This is a genomic window from Halobacillus aidingensis (assembly GCF_900104185.1).
GTDB lineage: Bacteria > Bacillota > Bacilli > Bacillales > Halobacillaceae > Halobacillus > Halobacillus aidingensis.
In genome coordinates this window covers 302,565-314,382 of the sequence record NZ_FNIZ01000002.1, presented here as the reverse complement: position 1 = coordinate 314,382, position 11,818 = coordinate 302,565, and the positions used below count along the sequence as shown (strand labels likewise).

Below are 11,818 nucleotides of genomic sequence, written 5' to 3'. Positions count from 1 at the left end.
GCGACTCGGCTTTCTTGCGTGCGACTCGGCTTTCTTGCGTGCGAAAGGTCATCCTCAAATCGGATGACCTTTCGCATCATTTACTCATTAAATAACGATAAGACAGAACAAGGCCTCCCACGTAAAAGAACAGAGCAATGTACGCAGGCAGCAAGTGGATGAATGTCGTATAGCCGATCATGATATGTACAAAAATCCCTGCGGCAAAGGCAGGGATACCTCCGATCAAGAACATCCACCAAAACCAGCGTTTGCCCTGGTGATACCCCCATAAAGCGCTCATCAGGACGAGGGACCCGACACTGAACAGTGCGCTTCCGAAACCGGCGCGGTCATGGGCGATGACGGGAATCAATCGTTCGTTGAAACTCTGTATCAGTTCAGGAGGCATGCAAAGATACTGAATATCAGTCGGGATAAAGACGCCTGTCACGCCGATATAGGAAATGATGATGCCACCAAGGACGAAAGAGAATCCGAGGACGACGAAGCAAAATTGTCCATAGACGCCGAGAAGCCACGTTCTGTTATTTCTTCGATTCTTCGAAGCTGGCTTTTCGGAGAGACCCCGGGATTTGATCCATCCCGTCACATATAGCGGCAGAAGGATGATCCAGAATAACAGGTGCAGCCAGTCAAAATAGCCATATCCGATAAAAAAGAGAATGCCTAAAAAGCCTGCAATCGCAGCAAAGTCAATCGCTTGTTTCGCCCATTTTTCTCCCTTGGAAACAGAATACCTTGCCAGCCACATATAAAGCAGCCCACCGGAAATCATGGTACCGGCGAGGGTCATCCGGTCGTGGGCCATAAACCAGAGGATCCGTTCATTGAACCATAGCAATTGTTGTCTGGATATTCCGAGGAACGTTTCATCATAAGGCAGGATGACCGAGGTCAAACTGAACACCAAGGCGAGGATGCCACCTAGAAAAATCGCCAGGCCGAAAAGAAAATACCACATCCAGCCGGTTTCCTCCTTGCCACCTTGAGCTCTTTCATCCAGCAGCGCTTCGTGAATCCGCTTCGGTAGTCCAGGACCTGCTTCGACGTATTCAGTAGAAAGAAATACCATACGGGCACCGGCGGAAAGGAGGGCCAGCACATCTGCGGGTTCCTTCACTCCGCCGACCGTAACCACATCATAGCCCTGCAGCTTTTCCATTGCCTTTTTGTGCGCTTCTAAATTACCTTCCCCACCAGGTTTTTCTAAGACGAAGCCGGCGACTCCTCCAAATCTGTCTACCTCAGAAACATTCTTACTGGGAACTCTTAAAAAAACGGGTTTCCATTCTGAGAGTTTTCCAACTAGATTCGGCGACCACTCATCATGAGAGAAACTGAATATCCCATGAAAAGGTTTTAGAGCTTCTGCCATTTTAAAAATTTCATCTTGTGACCCTTGCAAATGAAAGAGATAAGGAATTTCTGCATCCGCCTTTTCCAACCGACGAACCGTTTCCTCCAAACCAATCGACTCTCCGTGATCCGGAAGCAGCAGGCGACCCTCTTTCCTTTCAGGGAAATCCCCATTCTGCGGTTCCAGCGTCACCGGACCAACTCCGATCATACTGAAACCTAAGTGACTGAATGCCTTCGTACCTGATAACCGCGGATCGATTTTTCCTGATAATCCAACAGGTCCACGGATCGGTTCGCCCCCAAGAGAAGTGGTGAGTTTCTCGGAAATTTCTTCTTTCCCAAGAAAATGGATGATAGACCTCCCTCCAGGAAGACAAGCGATCCGGTTCATATTTTTATGTATAAATTCTCTTGAAGTCACAGGGGCTAACTTTGACAGCCACGGTTTGAATAACACATGATAAGACCAATCCGGCATACAATCTTCCTTTTCTTTTATAATCAAAAGCTCCAGCTACAAGAAAAGAGGCACCGGAACCGGCACCTCTTTTTTCTACTTGATCGCATTCGGTCCGTGGAGCATCCGGTTCGTGCGATGCGTCCCGTACCGATCTTTCAATTCGAGCCGCTTCAGCTCTCGTTTTAACTTGTTGTAGCTTTTCAGACGCGCAGCTTCCAGCTCTCCCTCTTCAATCGCTTGCTTCACCGCACACCCCGGCTCTTGTTCATGCTTACAGTCTCTGAACTTACAAGACGCGCTCAGGCGGTCGATATCAGAGAATGTCTGGTCCACCCCTTCTTCATCTCCACCCCATAACTGCAATTCACGCATGCCGGGTGTGTCAATGATATAAGTTCCATTCGGCAGTTCAAACAGCTCTCTGTGCGTCGTCGTATGCCGCCCGCGCTGATCCTCTTCACGCACCCCTTGAGTCGCTTGTTTTTCCATGCCGAGCAAATGGTTGATGAGTGTTGACTTGCCGACTCCGGAAGAACCTACGAGCGAAATGGTTTCGCCAGTCCGTAATTCAGTGACAAGCTCTCCCATTCCTCCCCCTGTCAAACTATCGACTGCATAGACAGGAACGCCCGGCGCTACACTTTCGACTTCAGTAATATGATCAGGCACCGTGTCGCACAAGTCCCGTTTTGTTAAAACAACAACCGGGCTCGCTCCACTCTCATAAATTTGCTGAACATACCGTTCGATTCTTCTTGGGTTAAATTCCTGGGTCAAAGCGGTGACGATAAACACGGTATCGACGTTCGCCGCAATGATTTGCTCCTGATGACTTCCGCCCGCCTTTTTTCTGGACAAGACCGTCCGCCGGTCCAGGACGCGGTGGATTTTCGCACGCGCCCCTGCATCATAAGGTTCAAATACGACCCAATCCCCGACAGCCGGGTAATCTTTGTCAACCTGTACGGTATGATGAAACCTTCCGGAGACTTCTCCGTTCCGCTCCTGTTCATCATCCACAACGGTGTACAGGCCATGGGTCAGGCGGGTGATTCTTCCGATCTGTTCCCCTTCGTTCGTCTGTGCTTTAAAAAATTCTGTAAAATCATTCCGTTTCATTCGATTCCTCCTGAATTTTGGAGGACGTTACGAGTGATGTCCTCCGTGATTTGATGGTTTTGAGATGAATTGAGTTGTTACGTTTGCCATAAAACATCACTCCTAACTTTTTGATTAGTTCCATTATATCAGAATTTTTTGCCAGTGGTTACGTTTATCCCCGGGAAACTGCTTTTTTCGCAGAAATGGCTGCAAAGGTTATGGTGATGGTGCACACGATGACGATCGCGAATACCCCCTGCATCAAATCCCAAAACACCCAGCCGTCGATGAGTGCCGTCCGCATACTTTCAAAAATGTAAGTCGTCGGGTTGATCGTCGCCGCGATTTTCAGCCACTGAGCTTCAATCAGCTCATACGGGACGAAAGTGGTGCTTAGGAAAATGAGCGGGAAAAAGATGAACGTTCCCGCTTGTGCGGCCTGAGCGTTCCCAGTCCGAAGCGCGACCCCGGCAGAATAGCCGGCAAACGCAAGCCCCCAGCCGACGGCAATCAGCAGCACAAACAAAATGCCTCCGAAACCTGTGACCACTTCAAGACCGAGCAAAAAGGCGATGCCGATGATCAGCAGTGTTTGAACGACGAGTTGAAGCATCCCGGCAATGATTGGTCCGAGGACGATCGCCAATCTTGAAGCTGGCGTCAGCAATAACCGGGAGAAAAAACCATTCTCTATATCCTTCACGATGCTCTGTCCGGCACCCCCGGCTCCACCAATGGCCGCAGATACAATCGACACTGGCAGAATGAACGCCAAATAGTTCGCCCCTTCAAATGTCGGGAGCTGGGAAATTCCGCTCAACCCGCCTTCATAAACAAGGAGGAAGAAAGCCGATATGATCAGGTTCGGGATAAAAGAAAACGGATTACGTAACGTCGTTTTGATGTTTCTTACTGTCATGAGCCACGTATCTTTCCATAGGTTATTCCCCAACCGCTCTCACTCCTTCCTTTTTCTCACTCGTGATCTTCAAGAAAATATCATCCAGCGTTGGGGAGGAGAGTTGGATGTCCTCGATTTCATAGCCTTCCTGATCAAACAGACGGACAACTTCAAGCAATTGCTTCGTCCCCTCTTCAACGTATATGAGCACCTTATTCTGACGATTGATCACGTCAACGCCCGCCATTTGTCCACGTAAGTACTCCACCGCCTCGGATTGCTGTTTTTCATTTTTCAAAGTAAGGGTGATCAGATCATTTCCGATTTGTGCCTTCAATTCTTTCGGCGTGCCTGTCGCAACAATCTCCCCATCATTGATGATACTGATGCGGTGAGCAAGCGAATCGGCTTCCTCTAAATACTGGGTAGTAAGAAAAATGGTGGTGCCCACTTCCTCGTTCAGCCGTCGCAATTCCTCCCAAATCGCCATCCGGTTCGAAGGATCAAGCCCTGTTGTCGGTTCATCGAGAAAAAGGATTTTCGGTTCATTGACGAGTGTCAGTGCAAGATCAAGACGCCTGCGCATCCCGCCCGAATAGTTGCCGATTCTCCGTTCCGCCGCTTCTGTAAGCTGCACAATCTCCAACAACTCCTGGGCCCTCTTTTTCCCTTCTTCTTTACGGAAGCCGAAAATATTCGCTTGAAGCTCAATCATTTCCCTGCCTGTCAGATCAGGGTCCACACCTGTTTCCTGCAGGGCTACACCTATATAACGTCTCACTTTTTCCGGCTCTCGGATGACGTCGTGGCCGGCCACTTCTGCTTTTCCAGAAGTGGCATTGATGAGCGTCGTCAAAATTTGAACGGTGGTCGATTTACCTGCTCCGTTCGGTCCTAGAAAAGCGAAAAATTCCCCTTCCTCTACTTCGAAAGAAACATCTTTTACCGCTTGGACGTTTCCTTTTTTGAACGTTTTGGTTAGGTGTTCAACAACGATTTTCCCATTCACAACAATCCCTCCAGTCATCTTTCCATATCTTTACTATATACAAATGTCCTACCATATTCACTTTTCCAATCTCTCTTCTCCACATTCCCTTGTTCTTCTAAATGGCAGCATTGTTGAAGACTTGTTTTCGAGACTTTTGTTGAGTGGATTGGGGCTGCGGGGAATAACTCGCTTTCCGCGGGAGCGCGTTGAGCCTCCTCAGGCTGACGCCTTGCGGGGTCTCACCAAGCACTCTCTTCCCGCAGGAGTCTCCTCATTCCCCTCCGCCCCTTTGCCATGGAAGATTCTCGAAACCACTTCTCGGATAAGTAGCTATCCAGCTTGATGAGAGTGTAAGAATAAACTCCCATGTCCAGGTTCATGAATCCTGAAAACTTGATACAGAGCGCTTTATGATTCTAACAGTGGGATAGTGGAAGACAATCCAACTTGGCAAAAGGGGGTCGTTTCTCACATTCACCGAATGGGGTGGCTGGGAAGCTGGGAGACTCCCGCGGGAATGGATTGGCTGGAGAGACCCCGCAGAGCGCAGCTCGAGGAGGCTCTCCGTCATCCCCGCAGGAAAGCGAGCGGCTTCCCAACCACCCCTGATTCCCAATACAGCAAACGAACCCCGGTTATCTCGATACTGAGTATTCAACTAAAGGGAGCATTAGTGAAAGAAAGATAAATATGAGGGATTGGGGGTTTGAAGCTGTTTCAAACGGGGAATCTTTATTTTTACGTCACAACGGAAAACCGCCAAAACTAGACGGTTTTCACGGTTGAAACAGGGTTTCATAACGTGATAGAATCTTTAATAATAAGAATTTTCAGAATATATTTAAGGAGGTGAATATCATGGAGCTTATGCAGGTTTATCCTTGGTTGATGCCGGCCCTTTTGATCATCAGTATCGGTACGTTGTTAGGTTCATACTTAACGTTTAGAGCAGAAAAATACATGATGTTGATCGCGATTGGGATGGTGCAGACGCTGATCAGTACGATGCTTGCGACAAGTGTCGGACCGCTTTTGTTCGGAATCGGGTTGACACAGTTCTACGTAGGAATCGTCAACATGAAAAAGGTGAAAGGCTATGAGACATGAGAAATCATCGTCTTATAGGTCTTTCACCTTTTTTTCTATATATATACAAAGATCTCCAAGGGTCGGAAATTGGGCGAGCTCTCGATTTCCAGGTAGTTCCTGATGGCTGTTGGGAGGGAGCTCCCAATGTTGAATGATGGCAGCAAACGCCTCCAAAAATTTGGAACGGTCATTTTTGAATACGGTGGCAAGCTTCACATTAGTCGTTAAGTGCTCCAGTGCATCTTCATAGGTTTCACCGCTATACAAATCCACATAATAAACGACACTTCGATAAATCGCTACGGTTATTCTCGGGTCCTGGATCTTCTTCTCTTTTTCTTTCTTTGACTGAAAAGCTTTGAAGCTGTAGACTTCTCCCATTACCCCCACCTCAATCTTTTTTCTATGAGGATATATTTCTTTTTTTCTATTCCTTATTCCTTCAAGAACGCAGATAATCTTTGTAAAAGTTTCACCCTCATGAATTTTCGACTGTTGTGGTATCCTGTAGAAAAGAGCTTTTTTAAGTGAGGGAATTGCTTATGATAAAGAAAAACGTGTGGTGGATCGGCTTGGTCCTTCTTTTGTTAGTCGGATGCAGCTCGAATGCAGATGCAGAGGACACGTTGAATATGAATTCGCTTGAAGGGGACGATCCCCTCATCGATGAAGAAGGAGCGGAAGACAATGATAATAAAATGCAGCTTACCCTCGATGGCGCTTCCTATCCATTCACGGCCAAAGACTATCCCATTCTATCTCAATTTGTACATAATTTTAATCAACCGGAACAACAACTGCGCAAGCTCCCTTTTTCAAAAATAAAAGAGGACCAGTACTTGGTGGAGTTTGCCTGTCATGAACAGCGTTGCTCGCATTTGATGATTGATTTTGAACAGAAGCACTCGTTTTTAATGAGTGATTTGAGCAAACTGGTTTCAAGCCAAGCTTCTCCTGACCAGCAGTACGTGGCCTTCCTTTTCGAACGCACGTATGAAAAAGAAGCGATGCACCAGCTCATCGTCATGGACCTTGATACGCTCGAACCGATTGAACTGGAACCTGGGGAAGATCACCTCCTCCCGAAACCGAATCAGTATCAATACGCCATCCATTCTGTTACTTTTATGGATGAAGAACGATTGCAAATCACCAGTAACGATCCAGTGGCAGGTTCCGATACCAAGGATCCGGTCCGGACGCAATGGATCTACAAATAGGAGGCCACGTTCATGAATGAAACAATAGAAACACTTTTGAATCACCGTTCGATTCGAAAATTCAAAGATACACCCGTGACTGACGAGCAGCTGAGCACCATTTTGTCTGCCGCCCAGCAAGCGTCAACCTCAAGCTACATGATGGCTTATACGATCATCGGGGTAACAGATGAAAAGAAAAAAGCTCAACTTGCAGAAATCACCGGGCAAGGATATGTGAAAAATAACGGGCATTTGATGATTTTCTGTGCCGATCTCTACCGTCATACCCTCCACGCCTCTTCAGATCAGTATGAAGAGATGCTTGCCAACCTTGAGAACAGTGAGCATTTTCTCGTTTCAGCGATTGACGCAGCGCTTGCTGCCCAGAACGCGGCGGTTGCTGCAGAATCGATGGGGCTCGGTATCTGCTATATCGGAAGCATCCGTAACCAGCTTGATAAAGTCGATGAAATACTCGGACTGCCGAAACACGTGCTGCCACTTTTCGGCATGGTCCTCGGCGAACCCGATCACCAGCCTGATAAGAAACCCCGACTTCCTAAAGAAGCGGTTTATTTTGAAAATGAATACAAGCGCGAACATAAAGATGAACTGGGAGCGTTTGATGAACAGATCGCCGCGTACTATCAGTCGCGTCAGACGAATACAAGGAATGATTCCTGGACCGATCAAATGCTGCGCCGCTTCACAAAACCGATGCGGATGGACGTCACAAGCATCGTGAAAAAGAAAGGCTTTAACAAGCAGTAAGAGGAGTTGCCGTCTATGTATGAAACGATTGCTCTCAACATAAAAAGTGCCGAACGGATCGCCGTACTGACTGGTGCCGGCGTTTCGACAGCGAGCGGCATCCCTGATTTTCGCTCGAGTGAAGGATTATGGACAGAAAATCATGATCGCGAGTATTACATGTCCACCGATTACTTTTTCCATGACCCCGAGGATTTTTGGAAAAAGTACAAGGCGATCTTCCGGATGAAGCTGTTAAAAGACTACCAGCCGAACCTTGTGCATCAGTTCATCAAGGATTTGGAAACCGATGAGCGGGAAGTATCGGTCATCACCCAGAACGTCGACGGGCTCCATTCGCTTGCCGGCAGCTCCCGTGTCCTTGAATATCATGGAACGTTAAACCGATCGAGCTGTCCGAACTGTGGAAAGTCCTATTCTTTGGATGATGTCATGAAGGTAGCTGTGCCGGTTTGTGAAGATTGCGGATCGGTTTTGAAACCGGATGTCCTGCTGTTTGGTGATATGATCACCGCTCACGATGAGGCCGAGTCGATTATTGAAAAAGCGGACCTTCTGCTCGTCATGGGAACATCGCTTTTCGTGACTCCTTTCAACCTGCTGCCTTATCTTGCCTATGAACAGGAAAACACGACGACCGTTCTCATCAACAATGAACCAACAGATAAGGACCGTCTATTTGACTATGTCGTGCACGAGGATTTGTCAAAAGCCATAACAAAAATAAAAGAAAAGATGTAAAAAAGCCTCCTTCGATGAAGGAGGCTTTTTCCATTATCTGTATGACCTGGTACACCAGAATATGGATGTTAGGCTAAGCCGAGTTTTTTGATGACAGGCTTTAATGTCAGCCCTTGGACGATCAATGAGAAGAGGACGACGGAAAAGGTGAGCAGCAGTACTTGTTCCCGGCCGTCAAAATCCATCGGCAGACTCAAGGCAAGTGCGATGGAGAGACTTCCTCTTAATCCACCCCAGTTGATGAGGATTCTTTCTTTGGAAGACAGTTCTTTTATCCATCCTGTTCCGATGTACACCGCGATGGTACGTCCGACTAGTACAATAGCGATCGCTCCAACGATATATCCCCAGTTCCCCGCAAGATCGATGTTCCGTATTTCAAGACCGACCATCAGGAAGATCAGCGCATTAGCAAGCAAGGTGACACTATCCCAGAACGTATTAAGGTTCGTCTTCGTTTCTTCCGACATGCCGATCTTCGCACCGTAATCACCGAAGACGAATCCACCGACGACAACGGCGATGACGCCCGATGTATGGAAGTGTTCAGCGATGAAGTAACTTCCGAAAAACAACAGGGCACTGAAGGCAACTTCCAATGGGTAATCATCATAGACACGAATCACTTGAGAGAACACATAGCCTAAGATCAGTCCGACCAGGGCGCCACCGACCGCAAATTTCAAGAACATGAACACCCCGCTGCCGAGTCCGGCCCAGCCCATTTCAATGTAAGTCAGCAAGTAGATGCTGGCGATTTTGAAGAGGACGACGGCAATACCGTCATTGAACAACGACTCCCCCTCCATAATCGTCGACATTTTTTGTTTTACCCCAAGAGACTTGAAGATGGACAGCACACTGATGGGATCGGTCGCACTCATAAGCGCAGCAAATGTAAACGCGACAGCAAGCGGCAAGTCCAATAAGAAATATGACGCGGCCCCGATGGTAAGCGACGATATGAAAGTCCCCAAAAACGCGAGCCCCATGACCGTCTTCTTTTGTGAAAACAGATGATGAAAAGGCAGTTTCAACGTCGCATCACCTAGTAGAATTGGAAGGAACAGCGAGATGACGGTCGCTTGGAACACTTCCGACTGTGTGATGTAGCTTTCCGCTTCCTCAATGAATGGCAGCTGTGTCAGTCCGAGGACAAGGCCGACCAAAACAAGAGCCACCGAGTCCGGTTCCTTCAAAAGTTTGGCGATCGCGATAACCGTGACAGAGATAGCGAGTAACAGTAGAATTTGAATGAAAACATCATGAAATCCGTGCATGAGAAACCCTCCCAGTATGAATGCGCTATAATTAGTCTTTCCCTTCTTGCTCGCCCCTTACCCATAAAAAAACGGACGTAAAAAAACGTCCGCGCTGCCGTTATTCTTTAACTATCAGCTGATGATCTGAAAGTATGATGGCCAATTGGTCTTCGATCTCATCCACATCTTCCGACAAGAAGTGATTAAATACCATCGCAAAAATCAGAGGTTCCTCGTCTTTTGTCGTTACATACCCGGAGAGGGAGGAAACACCTGTCAACGTCCCTGTTTTCGCTTTGACATTTCCTTCCGCATTGGTCCCCTGCATCCTGTGGCGCAACGTGCCCCCTGCGAATCTCTTTTCATTACCTGCAACAGGAAGCGATTGCAAGAATTCTGGGAACCATTTTTTCTCTTGAACAAGGTAAAGCAATTGTGAGATTTCGTTGGCAGGGATTAAATTTGTGGACGACATTCCCGACCCATCATTCAGTTGAATGGTCTCGATATCCACCCCTAAACGCCGCATTTCTGCTTCAACAACATCCAGCCCTTTTTCCCAGCTTCCTTCACCATGAACGACCTTGCCCATTTCCTTCACTAATACTTCGGCATGTCCGTTGTTGCTGAGTTTCATAAAGGGGAGGAACAACTCCTTTAAGGGCATGGACGAACGCTCATACAAGCGTATGGCATGCCCAGGAGTTTCAGCGATTCTCGTATGTGACCCCTGCACACGAATTCCCTCTTTCATTAAGGACTGATGAAAAAGTTCAGTGACGAGCCCTGTCGGTTCAAATACTGCAATCCACGACTTAGAAACAGGATCATCGATCTCCATCTTCCCCTCTACAATGATGCGATTGGTTCCGTGCTCCCTCTCAACCTTTAATTCATCTTCTTCTCTTGTTTTACCGGTCTTTGTCCTGTTCACGATTTCCACATATTTATTATCTGGGGTGACTTCGATCTTCCCTGGTTCCCCATCTTTATTTGCAGGAGAGACGCTGATCAACACGGTTCCTGCATCATAATCCTGATCCGGAGACACGGTCAGCGCAGACACTTGTGAGGCGTAGTATTCACTTTCCTGCGACCATAGAATCCCATCAGATAAACGGATATCGTCATACCACGTATCATCCGCTATGACATCTCCTGTGATTTTCCGGATTCCTTTTTCTCGTAAAAAAACAGCTAATTCACTCAAGTCTTTTGCTGTTAAGGTCGGATCCCCTTTTCCCTTTACATAGAGGTTTCCGTCCAGTTTACCGTCCTCCATATCCCCGTCTGACCATAATTCTGTTGCAAACGTGTACTCAGGTCCAAGTGTTTCCAAAGCTGCAGCTCCTGTGAACAACTTAGTATTCGAGGCAGGCGTCAGACGTAGATGAGCATTCTTTTCATAAACAACCTCTCCTGACTCGGCATGTCGAATGCTCACTCCTGTGATCGCCCCATGAAGAGCTTTATCTTCTAACAAATCGTCAATTTTATCTTTCAATGACGTCTCCCCTTTCGAGACCTCCTTTTCTTCTTCCAACGTTGAATTAAAAAACAACATCATGGATGATGGTAAGAAAAGGGATGACTAGCTGCATGCTCTTTGTTGTCGACATCTTTATGTACAGGCCTCCTAAAAATTTTGCCTATGTTTATAGTAGCAGAGCAGACAGATTTTGTAACTTTCTCTTTTTCTATACGCCCACATGTTAAAAGCTATTATGATAGTGAATGAGGAATGAAGTGAAAGTATTTACCCATCCAACTCAGCTTCAAGGAAATTTTTTTATCTTTCTTTTCCATTTATATGAATTCATTCATGGTCCCTTGTAACACTAACGAATCTTCATCCCACAAATCCCCTTTCAACGACTAAGCATATTGTTATCCATTTGATACCATCATTGATAGAGTACCTTTAGAAGGAAGAGGTGG

At 47.1% G+C, this 11,818-nt stretch carries 11 protein-coding genes; 4 read left to right on the top strand and 7 right to left on the bottom strand.

Annotated features, from left to right (window positions below):
* Positions 1 to 76 precede the first annotated feature (76 nt).
* The 4 genes from BLS23_RS03345 to BLS23_RS03330 all read right to left on the bottom strand — a co-directional run bounded on the left by BLS23_RS03345 (position 77) and on the right by BLS23_RS03330 (position 4,833).
* Positions 77 to 1,840: a dihydroorotate dehydrogenase gene (locus BLS23_RS03345; RefSeq protein ID WP_089651106.1), complete on the bottom strand. Its 1,764-nt coding sequence runs from the start codon at positions 1,838 to 1,840 to the stop codon at positions 77 to 79.
* Positions 1,841 to 1,915: 75 nt separating this feature from the next.
* A complete protein-coding gene (rsgA, locus tag BLS23_RS03340; RefSeq protein ID WP_089651105.1) occupies positions 1,916 to 2,941 on the bottom strand; it encodes a ribosome small subunit-dependent GTPase A in 1,026 nt (341 codons plus the stop codon).
* A gap of 154 nt (positions 2,942 to 3,095) precedes the next feature.
* Positions 3,096 to 3,875: an ABC transporter permease gene (locus BLS23_RS03335; protein ID WP_115822165.1), complete on the bottom strand. Its 780-nt coding sequence runs from the start codon at positions 3,873 to 3,875 to the stop codon at positions 3,096 to 3,098.
* On the bottom strand, positions 3,865 to 4,833 hold the full coding sequence (locus BLS23_RS03330; RefSeq protein ID WP_244157049.1) for an ATP-binding cassette domain-containing protein: 969 nt from the start codon (positions 4,831 to 4,833) through the stop codon (positions 3,865 to 3,867). The genes BLS23_RS03335 and BLS23_RS03330 overlap by 11 nt, the downstream gene beginning before the upstream one ends.
* A gap of 840 nt (positions 4,834 to 5,673) precedes the next feature.
* On the opposite strand from BLS23_RS03330, the gene BLS23_RS03320 reads away from it, so the two are divergent.
* Positions 5,674 to 5,922 (top strand): hypothetical protein, encoded by a 249-nt coding sequence (locus tag BLS23_RS03320; protein WP_089651102.1) that lies wholly within the window; start codon positions 5,674 to 5,676, stop codon positions 5,920 to 5,922.
* 12 nt (positions 5,923 to 5,934) lie between these two features.
* Here BLS23_RS03320 and BLS23_RS03315 read toward each other — a convergent pair whose 3' ends face one another.
* A complete protein-coding gene (locus BLS23_RS03315) occupies positions 5,935 to 6,285 on the bottom strand; it encodes a hypothetical protein (protein ID WP_089651101.1) in 351 nt (116 codons plus the stop codon).
* 161 nt (positions 6,286 to 6,446) lie between these two features.
* On the opposite strand from BLS23_RS03315, the gene BLS23_RS03310 reads away from it, so the two are divergent.
* The 3 genes from BLS23_RS03310 to BLS23_RS03300 are packed head-to-tail and all read left to right on the top strand — an operon-like array spanning position 6,447 to position 8,618.
* On the top strand, positions 6,447 to 7,124 hold the full coding sequence (locus BLS23_RS03310; protein WP_089651100.1) for a hypothetical protein: 678 nt from the start codon (positions 6,447 to 6,449) through the stop codon (positions 7,122 to 7,124).
* Between the two features lie 12 nt (positions 7,125 to 7,136).
* Positions 7,137 to 7,877: an oxygen-insensitive NADPH nitroreductase gene (gene nfsA / locus BLS23_RS03305; protein ID WP_089651099.1), complete on the top strand. Its 741-nt coding sequence runs from the start codon at positions 7,137 to 7,139 to the stop codon at positions 7,875 to 7,877.
* Positions 7,878 to 7,892: 15 nt separating this feature from the next.
* The gene (locus BLS23_RS03300) at positions 7,893 to 8,618 is read left to right on the top strand and encodes an NAD-dependent protein deacylase (RefSeq protein ID WP_089651098.1); all 726 of its coding nucleotides are present in this window, start codon (positions 7,893 to 7,895) and stop codon (positions 8,616 to 8,618) included.
* Between the two features lie 68 nt (positions 8,619 to 8,686).
* Here BLS23_RS03300 and BLS23_RS03295 read toward each other — a convergent pair whose 3' ends face one another.
* Entirely contained in the window at positions 8,687 to 9,898 is a 1,212-nt protein-coding gene (locus tag BLS23_RS03295) for a cation:proton antiporter (RefSeq protein ID WP_089651097.1), read from the bottom strand.
* 100 nt (positions 9,899 to 9,998) lie between these two features.
* Positions 9,999 to 11,384, bottom strand: coding sequence for a D-alanyl-D-alanine carboxypeptidase/D-alanyl-D-alanine endopeptidase (dacB, locus tag BLS23_RS03290; protein ID WP_167355994.1), 1,386 nt, complete (start codon positions 11,382 to 11,384; stop codon positions 9,999 to 10,001).
* Positions 11,385 to 11,818 lie beyond the last annotated feature (434 nt).

Excerpts from the sequence above, each read along its gene's own strand:
- BLS23_RS03345 (WP_089651106.1), bottom strand. The coding sequence starts at position 1,840 with ATGCCGGATTGGTCTTATCATGTGTTATTCAAACCGTGGCTGTCAAAG.
- rsgA (WP_089651105.1), bottom strand. The coding sequence starts at position 2,941 with ATGAAACGGAATGATTTTACAGAATTTTTTAAAGCACAGACGAACGAA.
- BLS23_RS03320 (WP_089651102.1), top strand. The coding sequence starts at position 5,674 with ATGGAGCTTATGCAGGTTTATCCTTGGTTGATGCCGGCCCTTTTGATC.
- BLS23_RS03315 (WP_089651101.1), bottom strand. The coding sequence starts at position 6,285 with ATGGGAGAAGTCTACAGCTTCAAAGCTTTTCAGTCAAAGAAAGAAAAA.
- BLS23_RS03310 (WP_089651100.1), top strand. The coding sequence starts at position 6,447 with ATGATAAAGAAAAACGTGTGGTGGATCGGCTTGGTCCTTCTTTTGTTA.
- nfsA (WP_089651099.1), top strand. The coding sequence starts at position 7,137 with ATGAATGAAACAATAGAAACACTTTTGAATCACCGTTCGATTCGAAAA.
- BLS23_RS03300 (WP_089651098.1), top strand. The coding sequence starts at position 7,893 with ATGTATGAAACGATTGCTCTCAACATAAAAAGTGCCGAACGGATCGCC.
- BLS23_RS03295 (WP_089651097.1), bottom strand. The coding sequence starts at position 9,898 with ATGCACGGATTTCATGATGTTTTCATTCAAATTCTACTGTTACTCGCT.